14 protein-coding genes and 3 pseudogenes are annotated in these 16,444 nt (G+C 73.1%); 8 read left to right on the forward strand and 9 right to left on the reverse strand.

The features are described 5' to 3' along the window. Positions 1–3: 3 nt before the first annotated feature. A complete protein-coding gene (locus ACIG0D_RS18875; RefSeq protein ID WP_399801917.1) occupies positions 4–915 on the reverse strand; it encodes an XRE family transcriptional regulator in 912 nt (303 codons plus the stop codon). A gap of 525 nt (positions 916–1,440) precedes the next feature. Here ACIG0D_RS18875 and ACIG0D_RS18880 point away from each other — a divergent pair. Further along, positions 1,441–1,662, forward strand: a complete 222-nt coding sequence (locus tag ACIG0D_RS18880) for a hypothetical protein (protein ID WP_399801920.1) — start codon at positions 1,441–1,443, stop codon at positions 1,660–1,662. A 948-nt stretch (positions 1,663–2,610) separates the two neighbouring features. Here ACIG0D_RS18880 and ACIG0D_RS18885 read toward each other — a convergent pair. Beyond that, on the reverse strand, positions 2,611–3,150 hold the full coding sequence (locus ACIG0D_RS18885; protein ID WP_399801923.1) for a hypothetical protein: 540 nt from the start codon (positions 3,148–3,150) through the stop codon (positions 2,611–2,613). A 402-nt stretch (positions 3,151–3,552) separates the two neighbouring features. Here ACIG0D_RS18885 and ACIG0D_RS18890 point away from each other — a divergent pair, with 402 nt between their 5' ends. Beyond that, positions 3,553–5,277, forward strand: coding sequence for a lysyl oxidase family protein (locus ACIG0D_RS18890; RefSeq protein WP_399801925.1), 1,725 nt, complete (start codon positions 3,553–3,555; stop codon positions 5,275–5,277). On the opposite strand, the gene ACIG0D_RS18895 is transcribed toward ACIG0D_RS18890, so the two are convergent. The 4 genes and pseudogenes from ACIG0D_RS18895 to ACIG0D_RS18910 all read right to left on the reverse strand — a co-directional run bounded on the left by ACIG0D_RS18895 (position 5,264) and on the right by ACIG0D_RS18910 (position 8,705). Continuing rightward, positions 5,264–5,947, reverse strand: a complete 684-nt coding sequence (locus tag ACIG0D_RS18895) for a hypothetical protein (protein WP_399801928.1) — start codon at positions 5,945–5,947, stop codon at positions 5,264–5,266. The genes ACIG0D_RS18890 and ACIG0D_RS18895 overlap by 14 nt on opposite strands. 345 nt (positions 5,948–6,292) lie before the next feature. Continuing rightward, a pseudogene (locus ACIG0D_RS18900) lies at positions 6,293–6,589 on the reverse strand (IS982 family transposase); the annotation flags it as partial. 113 nt (positions 6,590–6,702) lie between these two features. Continuing rightward, the gene (locus ACIG0D_RS18905) at positions 6,703–7,191 is read right to left on the reverse strand and encodes a hypothetical protein (protein WP_352162787.1); all 489 of its coding nucleotides are present in this window, start codon (positions 7,189–7,191) and stop codon (positions 6,703–6,705) included. 104 nt (positions 7,192–7,295) lie between these two features. Beyond that, a complete protein-coding gene (locus ACIG0D_RS18910) occupies positions 7,296–8,705 on the reverse strand; it encodes a condensation domain-containing protein (RefSeq protein WP_399801931.1) in 1,410 nt (469 codons plus the stop codon). Positions 8,706–8,799: 94 nt separating this feature from the next. Here ACIG0D_RS18910 and ACIG0D_RS18915 point away from each other — a divergent pair, with 94 nt between their 5' ends. Continuing rightward, entirely contained in the window at positions 8,800–9,162 is a 363-nt protein-coding gene (locus tag ACIG0D_RS18915; RefSeq protein ID WP_399801934.1) for a DUF952 domain-containing protein, read from the forward strand. Positions 9,163–9,181: 19 nt separating this feature from the next. Here ACIG0D_RS18915 and ACIG0D_RS18920 read toward each other — a convergent pair whose 3' ends face one another. After that, a complete protein-coding gene (locus ACIG0D_RS18920; RefSeq protein WP_399801937.1) occupies positions 9,182–9,778 on the reverse strand; it encodes an NAD(P)H oxidoreductase in 597 nt (198 codons plus the stop codon). Positions 9,779–9,815: 37 nt separating this feature from the next. After that, positions 9,816–10,565, reverse strand: a complete 750-nt coding sequence (locus ACIG0D_RS18925; RefSeq protein ID WP_399801939.1) for an SDR family oxidoreductase — start codon at positions 10,563–10,565, stop codon at positions 9,816–9,818. Positions 10,566–10,708: 143 nt separating this feature from the next. Here ACIG0D_RS18925 and ACIG0D_RS18930 point away from each other — a divergent pair. The 3 genes and pseudogenes from ACIG0D_RS18930 to ACIG0D_RS18940 all read left to right on the forward strand — a co-directional run. Next, a pseudogene (locus ACIG0D_RS18930) lies at positions 10,709–12,481 on the forward strand (BTAD domain-containing putative transcriptional regulator); the annotation flags it as partial. A 1,014-nt stretch (positions 12,482–13,495) separates the two neighbouring features. Then, a pseudogene (locus ACIG0D_RS18935) lies at positions 13,496–13,692 on the forward strand (hypothetical protein); the annotation flags it as partial. A gap of 259 nt (positions 13,693–13,951) precedes the next feature. Continuing rightward, positions 13,952–14,230, forward strand: coding sequence for a hypothetical protein (locus ACIG0D_RS18940; protein WP_399801942.1), 279 nt, complete (start codon positions 13,952–13,954; stop codon positions 14,228–14,230). Positions 14,231–14,326: 96 nt separating this feature from the next. Here ACIG0D_RS18940 and ACIG0D_RS18945 read toward each other — a convergent pair whose 3' ends face one another. Beyond that, the gene (locus ACIG0D_RS18945) at positions 14,327–15,052 is read right to left on the reverse strand and encodes a helix-turn-helix domain-containing protein (protein WP_399801945.1); all 726 of its coding nucleotides are present in this window, start codon (positions 15,050–15,052) and stop codon (positions 14,327–14,329) included. Between the two features lie 240 nt (positions 15,053–15,292). On the opposite strand from ACIG0D_RS18945, the gene ACIG0D_RS18950 reads away from it, so the two are divergent. Together ACIG0D_RS18950 and ACIG0D_RS18955 are read left to right on the forward strand one after the other, a co-directional pair. Beyond that, the gene (locus tag ACIG0D_RS18950; protein WP_399801947.1) at positions 15,293–15,964 is read left to right on the forward strand and encodes a DUF4097 family beta strand repeat-containing protein; all 672 of its coding nucleotides are present in this window, start codon (positions 15,293–15,295) and stop codon (positions 15,962–15,964) included. A gap of 46 nt (positions 15,965–16,010) precedes the next feature. Continuing rightward, a partial coding sequence (locus ACIG0D_RS18955; protein WP_399801950.1) for an ATP-binding cassette domain-containing protein occupies positions 16,011–16,444 on the forward strand: 434 nt, incomplete at its 3' end.

Here is a 16,444-nt window from a genome sequence, read left to right on the forward strand (position 1 = left end):
CAATCAGGCCGAACCGTCTCCTGACGAGAGCGCCAGGTGCCGGGGTGCCGAGTCCAGACAGAAAGCCTCAACGGCTGCCCGGAGCCCGACAGCAGCCGAGCCCTGAGGGCGCCCGAGACCCGACACCAGCTCGGTCAACCGCTGGGTGACGGGTGCGAGTCGGTGGTCCGGCGGTAGGGCGAGCACGGGACCGAGTGCTTCAAGCGCACCCTCGGCCTCCCCGCCGGCCATATGAGCGGCCGCCTTGCAGATGTGGATCTGTGCCTCGGTGCCATAGGCACGCACGGGCTGGGCAGCGAGGAGCGTGAGCGCGTTGTCCGCGGCGCACAGGGCGTCCGTCGGCGCGCCGACGCGTAGCCGGACGGCCGCCGCATAGTTCTGCTGTCGTGACGGCAGGCAAGAGAGGATGCCACCGATGTCGTCCGCCTCGCGGACGGTGTCCCGGGCCTCCTCTGCTCGGGCCAGGGCAGCGATCGCTTCGTCGCGGGCCCAGAGCTGCGACCAGGCGTCGGCTTCCTGGCAGGAAAGAAGCACCCTGACCGTGCCGCCGACTCGGTAGGTTGCGCCATGGCGCGCACGTGCGATCGCTTCCCGCAGCCGACCATCCCAGAAAGCGATCTTCGAGCGGGTTGACAGCACCCAGGCGCGCAGCTCGTCGTGGCCGGCGAGTTCGGCACACAGCCACGCCGTGCGACCCTGCGCCTCCGCGGCGCGCAACTGTCCCAGGTCGGAGGACATCCAGGCGAGCAGCGCGCAGAGGTATCCCGCCACGACATAGAGGTCAGCGGATTGCCGGGGGTACTGGTGGCCTTCGAGGAGCGTGAACACCCTGTCCCGAAGTCGGCGGGTGCGGCCGAAGAGGACGACCGGGTCGGAAACCAGGTAGTCGATGGCGAGGTAGCGAAGACGAACCACAATTGTCCGATGGCGAGACGTTTCGCGGACCAAAAGACCTGTCCAAGCAGGTGCGTTGTACCTGGTGGGAGGGGCTGCGTGATGTCCGTAAAAGTTGGTCACGGCAGCCCGTGACGCATGACGAGTTCCTTGGAAGCGTAGAGGTACCGGCAATGCCAAGGGACACACAGCCGGAAAACCCCGGCGGCCGCGCGAACGGCCCCGGGGCGTGGCCAACGCTACTGAGGAGCGTCGACAATTGGCTTTCCTATCACAGGTATTCGAATGGGTGAGGGCGGTTCTTTTTCGCCCACGAATTCGTGGTCGGCACCGCCGCACCAGCCCGCCGCGCGTAGTGTTCCCCGCCCTTTCCTCCGAGCCCTCGCCGGACGTCTGGGGCGCGCGGTTTGTCGTTGCCCAGGCTCACCGACGGGAGGCCCCTGCGCCGTGGGAGCACCCAGGTGTGCTCGTCCGGCCGTACGTGGCGTGCCTGGGCGCGGATGTCTACGCGGTCGCTCAGGGCACCTCGGAGGGTGAGCGACTGTGGTGACCTTCGAGCCCGGTCCCGGCGACCTCGTCGAGGACACCGTCGCGAAGAGGATCGGCAAGGTGATGGGCTTCGTCGGGCCGTACGTGCAGCTGCGCCCGGTCGGCGGCGGCACGGAGTGGGACGCGGAGCCGGGCACGTTGCGGCCGGTCACGGTCGGCGAGGCGCTGAGCGCGGGTGTGTCGGTGGCCAACGCTCGGTCGCGGGGTGAGCTGCCGTGACCACGCACCCCCTCACCGACACGACCGGCGGGCTGTCGGCGGAGTGCACGCTGGCACAGCGGCCGGACTACGAGGACATGCACCGCACTTGCCGCCGGACCAGGGACATTCCGCTGCCTCACTCCAGCCGCGTCCTGCTCGTACGGCGGTGTGGCTGCTCCTGCCACTGGAAGGCAGGTGGGCCCCGGTGAGCGCGGACGGCATCCCGCCGGTGGACCTCGGGACGATGCGCGAGACCATCCGCCGCGTGATCGGCCCCGGCGCCCAGCCGCCCACCGAGAGGGCCTGAACCGGCTGACCAACGCGCTGCGCGGCCACATCCAGCTGATCATCCCCGTGGTCGAGCGGGCCGCCCGGAAGCTGCCTCAGTACTAACCGCCCCGCGACGGCGCACTGGTTGCCGTGTGGGTGGCTCCCAAGCCGGCCGCCACCGCGGATCCCGGGCCCGACGGGGTGACTGCTCAGGCCGTGGAACTCGCCTACGCCCTCGACTCCTTCTGCGACCGCTACGAAGACCTGCGGTTCTCGGGTCGTCCTGGAACGGAACGGCCGCAGGGAACACGTGCTTGTCGACGTGGACGCGGGGGCGTGGGCGGTCGTCTTCCGGGAGGGGGGTCGGTGGTTGGTGCGGCAGGGGGGCGCGGCGCGGCTGTGGGACCGGGTATGCGAGCGGGTCGGGCGGTGGCGGGCGGACGGGTGTCCGTCGGCCGGCCGTATGCGGCTGCATGTCGGGGCGGATGGGCAGCACCTCACCTGGGCGTGACCGAGGGCCTCCGCCGAGCCTGGAATACGACCTGATCGTCGCGGCGCTCATGGGATAACCGCATGGCCCCGTTCGGGGGACCCCGCCTCATCCGTTGTGGGACATGCGGTGCCGTGGGCGCACCGCCGGTGGGCGGGGGCGCGTTGCCCTTGCATGGCACGAACCGATTCCCGCAGAGACCTCTTTCACCGCCGCCGGCGGACCACCGCGCCGCCGCTCGCCGGATCCGCGGTCGTCGTGCGGCCGCCGCCGCAGACCGGGCAGTGGCCGGCGCGGGCGTCGGCCATGGCGGCGAGGGTGCCGAGGGCCTGCTGGAGGGCCAGTTCGACGGCGGCGGGGACGAAGAGGGCGCCGCTGCCGTCCGGGGGGACCAGCCAGCGCAGGCGTCCCGCGGCGCGGTGGGGGGCCGGGACGGCGATCCAGGAGCCGCGGCCCGCGTACCGGATGTCGGGGCCGATCCAGCGGCCGTGCGGGTCCGGTGGCAGGAAGAAGCCGACGCGGCGGGTGCCGGTGTCGGCGAGCGCGGGGCCGGGCACCTGCGGGATGCAGAGCAGGGCGTCCAGGGCGAGGACGCCCAAGTCCTCCGGCACGGTGAGGACGTCCCAGAACCGGCCGCAGGCCAGCATGGCCGTTCCGTTCTCCCCGGCCCACTGGCGTTTACAGGCCCGCGGGTCCGTCGCCGCCGCGGACAGCCATTCCTCGGCCCGTCTCAGGGCGCCTCGCATCACGCACCTCCGGGATCCGGATCAGGGGTGCTCATGCTGGTAGATATTTCTAACGTGCGGAAGGGGTGGCGAACCGTGGCGAATGTGTACGTACGACTTCTGCGCCCCCTGCGCCACCTCGCGCGCCCCCGTCGGCCGGACCCGATCGACTCCCTCGTGGAGACGGCCCGGCGGCTGGAGTACGGGGGCGGGAGCCGACCGGACGTCGAGGCCGACGGCACCGCCCGCGCGGACTCGGGCGGAGATATCGGGCCAACAGGCAACCCGCATCCCTGATTTACCGGTCTCACAGGGTGCTCACAGGCCGGCCGGGGCGCGTGGGGAGCGTCCGCAGTGAGGGCCGGGCCGTGGGCTGTCCAGTCCGATGCCGCTCGACCGCGGCACTCGCAGACGAGGAACCCGATGACCAGTCAGAAACGCACCACACGCCTCAAGCGGGGCGCACTCGCCGCGGGGGCGGCGCTCACCGTCGTCGTCGCCGGGGCCGGGGCCGCACCCGGTGCCGGGGACGGCAAGGCGAGCACCGCCACCGGCAAGCCGAAGCTCAAGCTGATCGCCGCGTCGAAGTCCGTCACGCTCGACCGCTGGGAGGGCGAGCCGGGGGTCTACCTGGACCTGGGCACGTACGTCGCGGTCGACGACGCGCCGCTGGAGTTCCGGGTCACCAGGAAGTCGTACAAGGATCCCGTCGTCGCCAAGCAGGTGCTGCGCAAGGGCACGAGTACGACGACGAGGACGTTGCCCGCCGGGCTCGTGAAGGACTTCACGGGGCTGCCCGGGTTCCTGGAGGTGACGGTCACCGACGCCGCCGGGACCGAGGTGGCGAAGAGCAAGGGCACCTTCTGCCCGAACAACGCCTCCGGCCGCATCCGCCCGGACGCCCCGGCCACCTCGCACTACCCGGAGAGCTGCCCGACCAACCCGTTCACCCTCGGCTCGGTGTGGGGCGTGGAGAAGGGCTGGGCGTCCAACTCCAGCACCGTCGACTACGACAAGCCGGTGGACCTCCCGGCCGGCGAGTACACGGCCAAGGTGCGGGTCGCCAAGAAGTACCGGGACCTGTTCTCCATTCCGGACGACCGGCCCACCGTGAAGGTGACCGTGCGGGAGTCCGGCGGGGGCGGCGGCCAGGGCGCCGCTGCCGCCGGGAAGTCCGGGGCCCACCACGGCGCCGGGCACGGCACGGGCGGACACGGCACGGGGCATGGCTCCGCGCACGGCACGGGCCACGGCTCCGCGCGCTCCGGCCACCACTACGGCCCGCGCGGCGCCGACGCGCCCACCCCGCCCGCCCTCTCCCACGCCCTGGAGGACCGGGGCCGCGCCCACCACCTGGGCGACGGGCCCGGCCACACCGACGGTTCCCGGATCGCGCCCGCGCTGAAGCCGAACGCCAAGCGGCCCACCGGCCGCGCGGGCGTCCCCGCGAACGTGCCCAAGCCCGACCTGCGTTCGCTGCCGGCCTGGGACATCGCCATCACCGACGGCGAGGACGGCGACGTACCGGGCAAGGACTACCTCGCCTTCAGCGCCAACGTCTGGAACGCGGGCCCCGCGCCGCTCGTCGTGGACGGCTTCCGCAGCCCGGGCAAGGACCTGATGGACGCCTACCAGTACTTCTACGACGCGAACGGCAAGCAGGTCGGCTACACCCCCACCGGCACCATGGAGTGGGACCCGCGCATCGGCCACGAGCACTGGCACTTCACCGACTTCGCCAGCTACCGGCTGCTGAGCGCGGACCAGTCCAAGGAGGTCCGCAGCGGCAAGGAGGCGTTCTGCCTCGCCAACACCGACGCGATCGACTACACGGTGAAGAACGCCAACTGGCACCCCTACAACACGGACCTGTCGACCGCCTGCGGCCAGCAGAACTCGATCTCCGTGCGTGAGGTGCTGGACGTCGGCTCCGGCGACACCTACACCCAGTACCGGCCGGGCCAGTCCTTCGACATCACCGACCTGCCGAACGGCACGTACTACATCCAGGTCATCGCCAACCCGGAGAAGCGGCTGAAGGAGACCAACCTCAAGAACAACGTGGCGCTCCGCAAGGTCGTCCTGGGCGGCAAGCCCGGCGCCCGCACGGTGACGGTTCCGCCGCACGAGCTGATCAACGCCAAGTAACACACATGCGAGGGGGGTTCGGGCGCGGTGGCCGTCGCGTCAACCGGTTCCGAACCCCGCTCCGACCGGCCCCTGGCCGGGTGTCACCAGGCCCGCCTCGTACGCCACGATCACCGCCGATGAGTTCGCGCTGCGCGGCCTCCCGGGCCAGCCGGGACTCCTCCCTGCTGCGGAAGGCGTCCGCGACGCCGACGGTGGCGACGACGCCGACCGCCAGCACGAACGACTCCGTGAAGTACGACAGCGAGCCGTCGGCGCCCAGCGCGGGCGCCTTGCCGCCGAGGTCGTACACGCCCATCGCGACATGGCCCGCGTTGACGAGCAGCGATCCGGCGATGCCCGCGCCGAGCAGCAGCGCGGGGTGCAGGACCCGGTGGCGGGCGAGGGCGTAGAGGCCCATCACCCCGGCGACCGCCACGGTGAGCAGCATCTCGGGCCGGAACAGGGTGTTCAGCAGGGCGGCGGGGACGACGAGGAGCCCGGTGCGTGGCTCCCGCCGCCGCCACAGCAGCGGTACGACCACGGGCGGCAGGGTCGCCAGGACCGTCGCGGAGGTGATCCGCCCCTGCAGGACCTCCACGGCGGCCAGGGCGGCGAGCAGGGCGCCACTGACGTACGGGTACCGGGGCGAGCGGAGCCAGGCGGTGGGCCGGAGGGTCGACGGACGCATCCCCTCATGCGCGGCGCGGCTGATCCCCCGCAAGGGGCAGGACACCCTGATACGCGCGCTGCCGCTGGTGCGGCGGTCGGTGCCGGACTCCACGCTGCTGCTGGTGGGAGCGGGCCCGCACGAGGGGGCTCTGCGGCGGCCTGCTGACCGACGGCCACGACCCGCGCACCGTCGCCGGCCATCTGACGACTTTGCTGGCCGATCCCGGCCTGGCAGGCGAGATGGGCCGCAAGGGGCGGGCCTGGGTGCGGGAGGAATGGGGCTGGGAGCACGCCCACGCGCGGCTCACGGAGCTGCTCAGGCACGGGACGGGCCTCGACCCGCCCTAGATGATCGATTCCAAGGACGGGTCACTCGCCACAGCAGCTCGGCGGCCTTGCGCAGGCGCTTGTTGTAGCCGGGCTGCTTTGGCAGGTAGGGGAAGAGACGCCGCAGGTGGGCGCAGGCATAGCGAAGCCACTTGGCCTCGGAGGTGAAGCCCAGCATGGCCTGCATCATCGCGAGCGTGACCAGCTCGGCATCGGTCAGTTGCGGAGCGATCCCGATGGCCGGACGCCAGGGAGCCAGATGCGGTGATGCCTTCAGCAGGTCGTCGGTCTTCACATAGAGTGCGGTGGCGAGGGAGTCCAACGCTGTTTTCACACACCGACGTTGGGCTCCCTTCCCTTGTGCGCGCAGCCGATCCCTTGAAATCGATCATCTAGTCGGCCTGACTCGTCTCGTTTCCCCCGACCGCAAGAAGATCAGGCTGCGGTTCACCGGGCGAGCGAGGACGCTTCACCAACGGCCGCCAGCAGTTGGAACTGCCACTCCGGATCGGCTTGACCGATGGCCAGGCCGATCCATCGCTCCGAGTTCGGCAACCGCCACATCTGCATGCTCCCGGCGACACTGCATAGGAAGCTGAGTGGCTCGCGAGTCGTGACGTCAGGGTCGGGGTCGTCGAGCCCGAGATACGGCCACAGATCAACCGCTTCCGGGGCACCCCAACGTTTCGTGAGGATGACAGCCAGAGCGGCGAGGTTGGCTTCCAACTCCTGCTCGGCCGCCTCGACGATCTCGGTGCTCCGGTCCTCCCAGAAGTCCCGGCTCTCTCGGAGCACGGCCAGGTGAAACCCGGGCCCACCCCACTGGCCGTCCGGTCCCGGCCTTCCCTCCACCTCAGGGAAGGGCAGAGAGCTCAAGTTGTCGATGATCGACAACTGCTCGTCAGCGGGGCCTGCGGACTGGTGCTGGGGCGGCATAGCCGAAGCCTAGCCGCCTGGTTCCAATCCGCCTGGCCAGGTTCCAACTAACGTGTCACGGCACAGTGATGCACAGGCACAAGACACCCCTTGGAATTGATCATCTAGGGCGCGTGGCCCACCGGCATCCGTTCCCGGGCCGCCGACACCACCAGCCCCCGGACTCGTTCCACGCACCGCCGCAGGTTCTTGTAGGCGATGTCGGTGTCCGGGTAGCGGGCGGCGAACTGCAGGCCCTCGTGGAGGCGGGTGACCCACACGCACACCTGGTCGCCGTAGGAGACCCGGATCAGCGTGTACGCCTTCTGCTCCTGCCAGCGCTCGGAGCCCGGGGTGGCGCGGGTGTCGACGTACGAGACGATCGAGTACAGGTCGGGCGAGGTGGGGCGGAAGTCCGCGCCGAGCAGGCGCAGGACGCGCGCCAGCGGCATCCGGGAGAGCTGCCGGTTGCGGCGCAGCGTGGCGCGGGCCAGGTCCAGGGCACTGTCGAAGTCGGTGGCCGCGGACACCGGGATCTCCACCGGGGCGCCACCGACGTACCAGCCGACGGAGTCCTGCCAGCGGGAGGCCGCGCGGGTGTGGAACGGCACGACCGTGCGGTACACGTCGAGGCCGCTGATCTCGTGGGCGGCGAGCGCGGTGGCCGCCAGGATGCCGACCAGGCTGCCGCCGTACGGCCGGCAGTACGCCTCGAAGCCCGCCGCGTGCTCCGCGTCGACCAGCGGCTCCCGCAGCAGCTTCTGCCGGGGCAGCGGGCCGTCCGGGTCGAGTCCGAGGTCGACGGGGAAGTTCGGCAGCCGGCCGTCGCAGCGGGCGATGAACTCCCGCCAGCGGTCCACGATCTCGTGGCCGTCGTCGATGAGGTCCGCGTCGGAGCGCTCGGCCGCGCAGAAGTCGATGTAGCTGGCGGCCGGGGTCTCGTCGGCCGGGCGGCCGGTCAGACCCGCGGTGTACAGCTCGTGGATCTCGGCGGCGATGCGGTGCAGCGAGTAGGCGTCGACGTTGCTGTGGTCGAACGCCATGTAGACGCTGGCGCCGTCGTCCCGGACGACCGCCGCGAAGAGGAAGTTCGGCCAGGTCAGCGCGTCCGCCGCGACGTCGAAACGATCCCGCAGACAGCGGGTGAGGGCGTTCGGGTCGGCGAAGTGGCCCACGTCCCGGCGGTCCAGCGCGACCGCCTCCGGTGCGAGCGTGAACCGCCGGACCTCGTCCCCGGCCCAGCGGAAGCCGCTGCGCAGCGTCTCGTGGCGCAGGGTCCAGGTGCGCAGCGCCACCTCCAGCACATCGAGGTCCACCCGCCCCGGCAGGTCGAACGCCGTGCCCAGCCAGGTCGGCACGAACAGGCCGTCGCGGCGGATGGAGAGGGAGGTGCGCAGATGGGACTCCTGCACATACGCGGGCGGGCGCTCGTCGTCCGGCAGCGCACTCGCCGCCGCCACGGCCGCCGGGTGCAGCGCCCATTCCACGAGCCGTCCGGGACGGATCTCGCAGTGCTGGAGGTCGGTCACGCGCATCAGATGCCTCCGCTGGTTCGACGCATGAGAAAACCAACGAGCGAGGACGCGTGAGGCAACGCGGACGGCTCTGGGCTCGGGATATAAACGACCGGTGATCCAGCATGTCGTTCCCGCCGCGGACTGGGCCGCCGACCCCGGACGCCCGTACGCGCCCGCCTCCCTCGCCGAGGACGGCTTCGTCCACTGCTCCCCCGACGAGCGGGTCACCCTGGCCGTCGTGAACGCCTACTACCGCGACGCGCCCCGCCCCCTGCTGGTCCTGTCCCTCGACGAGACCCGCCTGTCCGCGCCCTGCGTCCGGGAGGAGGCGGCGCCCACCCCGCCGCCGGGCGTGCCCGAGGGCACCCGGTTCCCGCACGTGTACGGGCCGCTCGACCGGGACGCGGTGGTGCGGGTGCGCGAGGTCGTGTGGGACGCGCAGGGGCGCGCGACGGGGCTGCGGGACGCCGGCTGACGCCCCCGCGGGGTGGCGCTCAGGCGAAGGCGTCGAGCGCCGCGTCCGCCGCCGACAGCACCCCCTTCACCCGGTCCGGACGCAGCGCCTCCGGTACGCCGGACAGCTCCGTGCCGTGCAGCAGCCGGACCCGGGCGTCGCGGATGCCGCAGAACTCCGAGATGCCGACGCGCAGTTGCCGGTCCAGCGCGACGTCCAGCCCGGACGCCGCGTACTGCTCCGGGGAGCCGCCCGCCAGGCCCAGCCACAGCATGCGCTTGGCGGCGAGGCGGGGAGTGCTGCGGCCGTAGGCGAAGCCGTAGTTCCAGACGCGGTCGATCCAGCCCTTGAGGACGGCGGGCGGGGCGAACCACCAGACGGGGAAGACGGCGACGATGGCGTCGGCCGCCTCGATGCGGCGCATGTGACGGCGTACCTCCGCCGAGTACTCCTTGTCGCGATCCTCCCAGTCGGGTTCGTCGGCGGGGGTGAGCCGGGGGTCGAAGTCCTCGGCGTACAGGTCGAGCCAGTCGACCTCCCCGCCCGCCGCCTCCAGACGGTGTCGCACGCGGTGGGCGACCTCGTGGGTGAGGGAATCGCGGCGGGGATGAGCGACGAGGAGCAGGGTGAGGGTCATGACAGGCCTCCTCGGGCCGGGTCCTCTCGGGGGCGGGTCAGAGGCCGAGGCCGGAGCCGCCGCTGGCGTCGATGTTCTGGCCGGTCACCCAGCGGGCGTCGTCGGAGGCGAGGAACGCCACGACGTCGGCCACGTCGGCGGGCTGTCCGACCCGGCCGAACACCGAGTACTTCGCCGCGCCCGCCTTCAGTTCGGGGTCCGCCATCCACGGGTGGATGTCCGTCTCGATGGTGCCCGGGGAGACGGCGTTGACGGTGATTCCGCGCGCGCCGAGCGTCTGCGCCAGGGTCAGGCTCAGCACCTCCAGCGCGCCCTTGGCCGCCGCGTACGCCACCATCTGCGGGAAGGCCACCTTGGTCACCCCGGACGAGATGTTGACGATCCGGCCGCCGTCCCGCAGCCGCCGAAGTCCCTGCTGGACGATGAAGAACGGGGCCTTGGCGTTCACCGCGAACACCCGGTCGTAGTCCTCCTCGCTCACCTCGTCGATGAGCCCCGGCCCCGCGATCCCGGCGTTGTTGACGATGATGTCCACGCCGTCGGCGTGCCGGTCGAACGCCTCCCACAGGGCCCGCGCGTCGCCCGGCTCGCCCAGCGGCGCCCGGAACGCGAACGCCTTGCCGCCCGCCGCCTCCACGGTGGCCACGGTCTCCCGGGCGGCCGTCTCGTCCCCGCGGTACGTCAGCCCCACGAGGGCGCCCTCGCGGGCGAGCCGCTCCGCGATCGCGCGGCCGATGCCGCGGCTGCCTCCGGTGACCAGTGCCGTCTTGCCCGTCAGTCCGTTCATGACCGTCCCTTTCCGGGGTTGCTCCTGCTGACGGGGATCACCTTGCGGGCCGCTGCCTCGGATGGGGTTCGGGTGCTGTTGCGGTGCTGTTCGGACGGCACAACCGCCAGGCTTGGAAAGAATGTTCGGGTTACGGTGGCGCCATGCGATTCGGGGTGCTGGGGCCGCTGGAGGTGCGGACGGAGGACGGCACGGCGGTGGCCGTCCCCGAGCGGAAGGTCCGTACGCTGCTGGCCGCGCTGCTCGTCGACCCCGGGCGGCCCGTCGCCGCGCACCGGCTGATCGACGACCTGTGGCCGGAGGAGCCGCCCACCCGGCCGGACCGTGCCCTTCAGGCCAAGGTGTCGCAACTGCGCCGGGTGCTGGAGGACGCCGAACCGGGCGGCCGGGACCTGGTCGCCGGCCGCGCGCCCGGCTATGCCCTGGCCGTCGCCGGCGATCAGGTGGACACCGGGCGGTTCACGGCCCTCACCGCCCGGGCCCGCGGCACCGACGACCCCCGCCGCCGGGCCGTCCTGCTCACCGAGGCACTGGGCCTCTGGCGCGGCCCCGCCTTCGCCGGCTTCGACACCCACCCCTTCGCCCGGGCCGCCACCGACCGCTGGGAGGAGGAACGCCTGACCGCCCAGGAGGACCACGCCGAAGCCCGCCTGTCCCTGGCCGAACACCGGGCGGTCCTGCCCGAGTTGTCGGACCTCGTGGCCCGTCACCCCCTGCGGGAACGACTGCGCGCCCTCCACATGCGCGCCCTGTACGCCGCCGGCCGCCAGAGCGAGGCCCTGGCCGCCTACGAGACCCTGCGCACCCGCCTCGCCGACGACCTGGGCCTCGACCCGGGCCCCGAACTCAGGTCCCTGCACCGGCTGATCCTCACCCACGACCCGTCTCTGACCCCCGCGCCGCCGACTGTCCTGACGGCCCCCACACCCGACCCCGAGCCGCCTCTCCGGACCCCTGCCTCGCCCGGCTCCGAGCCTGTGGGCTCCGCGCCGCCTGTGGGCTCCGCGCCGCCCGTGGCCGCGGCCTCCGCGCCGCCCGTGGCCGCGGGCGGCGCTCCCTTCCCTCCCTCCACCGCCTCCGCGACAGCGGTGGCCGCGGCCGGTGTCGGGTCCGCGGGGCCGGTTGTGCCGGCGCCCGCGTCCGGCGCGCCGTCCGGTGCCGCCGACCCGGGGTCGCGTGTGGCCCCCGTACCGGCCGTGGGCGTGGGTGCCGGCCCGGCCGGGCGCCCGGCGGCCGGTGTCGCCGCCCCCTCGGCCGCTCCTGCCCCCACCCCGCCCGTGCCCGTGGGTGCCGGGCTGCCCGTGCCGCTCACCCCGCTCGTGGGGCGGGACGACGCCGTACGCCAGGTGGGTGAACTGGTGCGGTCGAGGCGGCTGGTGACGCTGACCGGGCCGGGTGGGGTCGGGAAGACACGGCTCGCCATGGAGACCGCGCACCGGGTGGGTGAGGACTTTCCCGACGGGGTGTGGCTGGTGGAGCTCGCTGGTGCGCGGGGGCGGGCGGGGCAGCTCGCCGAGGTGGTGCTCGGGGCGCTCGGGATCCGGGAGGACGGGGCGTGGGGGGAGATGCCGGCGGCGGAGCGGCTCGGCCCGGCGCAGCGGCTGGCCGTCGCGCTGCGCCGGCGCCGGACGCTGCTGGTCCTCGACAACTGCGAGCACGTCGTCGACGAGGTCGCCGACCTCGTCGAGCTGCTGCTGCGGTCCTGCCCCGAGCTGCATGTGCTCACCACCGGACAGGAGGCCCTCGCGCTGGCCGGGGAGACCCTGTGGGCGGTGCCCACGCTGCCGCCCGACGACGCCGTCGCCCTGTTCACGGCCCGCGCCCGTGCCGCCACCCCCGGCCTGGTCCTCGACGCTCGGGACATGGCCGCCGTACGGGCCGTGTGCCGCCGCCTCGACGGCATTCCGCTCGCCCTCGAACTCGCCGCGACGCGCGTCCGCGCGCTCGGCGTGCACCGCCTCCTCGACCGGCTCGACGACCGGTTCCGGCTGCTCGACACCGGGCTGCGCGGCGTCCCCGCCCGCCAGCAGACCCTGCGCGCCGTCATCGACTGGAGCTGGGACCTGCTCGACGACACCGAGCGCGGCGTGCTGCGCCGGCTCGCCGTGCACGCCGACGGCTGTACCGCCGAGGCCGCGCGGGAGGTGTGCGCCGGCAGCGGACCCACCGAGGTGTCCGGGGACGACGTCCTCGACGTCCTGGCCCGCCTGGTGGACCGCTCCCTCGTCACCGCCGAGCCCGGACCGCGCTACCGGCTCCTGGAGTCCGTCGCCGCGTACTGCACCGACCGGATGCGGGAGGCCGGTGAGCTGGCGGCCGTACGGGACCGGCACCTCGCCCACTACACCGCCGTCGCCGAACAGGCCGCCCCGCGGCTGCGCGGCCACGGCCAGCAGGACTGGCTGCGGCGGCTGGACACGGAGGCGGCGAATCTGCGGGCCGCCCTGGACACCGCCGTCGACGGCGGGCGGGCCACCGCCGCACTGCGCCTGGCCGACGCGCTGGCCTGGTACTGGGTGCTGCGCGGGCGCCTCGCCGAGGCCCGCCGATCGCTGGCCGCGGCGCTCGCCGTGCCCGGTGAGGCGGACCCGCGGCTGCGCGCGCGGGTGGAGGTGTGGCACGCGGGGGTCACCCTGCTCACGGGAGACGGCGACGGCCGCGCCGAGGCCGTACGCCGCTCTCTCGCCGACGGCGCCGACCCGGCCGGCCCGTGGTTCCTCGGCCACGTCCTGTGCGCCACCGGCGCCGTCACCGAGGCGGAGGAGGCGACGGCCGCCGCCCTCGCCGGGTTCCGGGCGCGCGACGACCGCTGGGGCGAGGCCGCCGCCCTCGCCGACCGCGCGGTGCAGCGACTGATCCGCGGCGACCTCGCGGGCGCCGAGTCCGACGGTGCCCGCAGCGCCGAGCTGTTCACCGCGTTCGGCGACGACGCCGCCCGCCTGTGGACGGTGTACCCGCTGTCCGAACTCGCCGAGATCCACGGTGACTACGACCGTGCCGCCCGCCTGCGCACCGAGGGCCTGCACACCGCTCGCCGGCTCGGCCTGGCCACGCTCGCCGCCGACCTCCTCGCGGGCCTCGGCCGCGGCGCCCTCCTCACCGGCGATCCGGCCACCGCCCGCGCCCACCACGAGGACGCCCGCCGTACGGCGCTGGAGCACGGCTTCCGCGCCGGTGCCGTCAACGCCGAACTCGGCCTCGGACTCTGCGCCCGCCGGGAGGGCGCGCTGGACGAGGCGGAGCGGTGGCTGCGCGGCGTCCTCGACTGGCACCGCCACGTCGGCCTGCACGGCGCCAACGCGCTGGTCCTCGCCGAACTGGGTTTCGTCGCCGAACTGCGCGGCGACGCCGCCACCGCCCTCTCCTTGCAGGAGGAGGGCTACGCGATGGCCGCCACCACCCGTGACCCGCGCGCCCTGGCTCTCGCCCTGGAGGGCTTGGCCGGCGCCCACACCCTGGCCGGCCGCCCCGCCCACGGCGCCCTCCTGCTCGGCGCGGCCGCCGCCGCCCGCGCGTCCACGGGCGCGCCGCTGCCGCCCGCCGAACGGGCGGACGTGGACAGGATCACGCGGGCCGCCCGAGGAGCCCTGGGCGAGCCGGAGTTCGCGGCGGCGTACGAGCGCGGCCGGGCGCTGTCGCCCCAGGAGGCCCATCGGGCGACCTGACCGCCGTCTCGCGCCGGCCGCCGTCCAGCGGGGGCCGTCGTCCAGCGCGGGGCGCCGTCCAGCGGGGGCCGCCGTCCCGGTGCGGAGCGCCGTCCCTCACCCCGTCCTCCCGGGTTTCGTGTGGAGCATCTCGCGGGCTTCGTCCGCGGCGCGGGTGATGCTCTCGGAGATGAACTCGAGGAAGCGGGCGACGTTCTCCAGCCGGGTCGCGGCCGGGGTGCCGGAGCCGAGGACGCCGACGCCCTGCCGCGCGGTCTCGGCTATCTGGGCGGTGCCCCGCGCGCTGGCGATCATCGACTGGTACATGACGTCGTCGTCGACGACATAGCGGTCCCTGCGGCGTTCGTCGCGTTCGCGGCGGACGAGGCCCTGACTGTCGAGGAACGCGACCGCCTTGGACACGGACGCCGGGCTGACCTGGAGACGCTCGACGAGTTCGGCCGCGGTGAGGCTGCCGGTGTCGGTGGTGCACAGGCAGGCCATCACGCGGGCCATCATCTTGGGCGTGCCCTGCGCCATGAAGACGGTGGTCAGCGTCTCCTCGAACTCGCGCACGGCCTCCGCGTCGCGCCCGTAGGCCTGCGGCGCCGCCTCCGGGCCCCGGGGCGCGGCCGTCTGCCGGCGGCGCTGGGCGCGGCGTTCGGCGGTGCGGTGGGCCAGGTCCGCGCGGTAGGCGGTGGGGCCGCCGTTGCGCATCACCTCGCGCGTGATGGTGGAGGTGGGGCGGTCGAGACGTCGGGCGATCTCGGCGTAGGCGAGGCCGTCGGCCAGTCCCAGCGCGATCTGCTGGCGTTCCTGCTGGGTGAGTCTGCCTCCCGGCATCACGGTCTCCTTCTCACTCGCCCGTACGTGCGGTCCCCAGGGTAGCGTTCACGCGACGTCATTGCAACGCGCGTAGGGATGCCCTGTTGCGTTAGATCCTGACCCATTGCAACGATTTAGCGGCCCTAAGCTGCAGTGACATGTATTCTGTGCAACGAACTCGTTGCCAGATTCTCGAACGCAACGTAGCGTTTCCAATATCAGAAACAGCGACGACAACAACGACCCGAGGAGCACACCATGCAGAAGTTCGACACCCCCGCCCCCGTCTCGGCCGTCCTCGACATCCCCGCCGGCCGCGTCCGCTTCATCGCCGCCGACCGGTCCGACACCCGGGTCGAGATCCTCCCGGCGGACGCCTCGAAGGGCCGCGACGTGAAGGCGGCGGAGCAGACGACGGTCGCCTACGACGAGGGCGTCCTGCGCATCGAGGCCCCGGCCGCGAAGAACCAGCTCTTCGGCCCCTCCGGGTCGGTCGAGGTGACGGTCCGGCTGCCCACCGGCTCCCGCGTCGAGGCGAAGGCCGCCGCCGCCGAGTTCCGGGGCGTCGGACGGCTCGGCGACGTGGTCTTCGACGCGGCGCAGGGACCGGTCAAGCTCGACGAGGCCGCGAGCGCCCGCCTCACCGTCCTCGACGGCGACGTCGCGGTCGGCCGCCTGGGCGGCTCCGCGGAGATCAGCACCCAGAAGGGCGACATCCGGATCGCCGAGGCGATCGGCGGCACGGTGGTGCTCTCCACCCGGATGGGCGACGTGTCGGTCGACGCCGCTCGCGCGGTCTCCGCCTCCCTGGACGCCGGCACCGGCTACGGCCGTATCCACAACGCGCTGCGGAACGCCGAGGGCGGCGCCGCCGGCCTGGCCATCCGCGCGACCACCTCCCACGGCGACATCACCGCCCGCAGCCTCTGAGCCCGCGAACCGGAGAACCGCAGACCCCGCAGAAGGAGCACTCCTCATGACCGACCTGGCCATCGCGGCGAACGGGCTGCGCAAGTCCTACGGCGACAAGACCGTCCTCGACGGCGTCGACCTGGCCGTACCGGAAGGCACGATCTTCTCCCTGCTCGGCCCGAACGGCGCGGGGAAGACCACCGCCGTGAAGATCCTCTCGACGCTCGTCTCCCCGGACGCGGGCTCCGGCGCCATCAGGGTCGGCGGTCACGACCTGACCGCCGCTCCGCAGGCGGTGCGCGCGGCGATCGGTGTGACCGGCCAGTTCTCCGCGGTCGACGGCCTGATCACCGGTGAGGAGAACATGCTCCTGATGGCGGACCTGCACCACCTCTCGCGCCGCGAGGGGCGGCGGGTGGCCGCCGAGCTGCTGGAGCGGTTCGATCTGGTCGAGGCGGCGAAGAAGCCGGCGTCCACCTACTCCGGCGGTATGAAGCG

This window comes from Streptomyces sp. NPDC052773, assembly GCF_044547145.1.
Classification (GTDB): Bacteria; Actinomycetota; Actinomycetes; order Streptomycetales; family Streptomycetaceae; genus Streptomyces.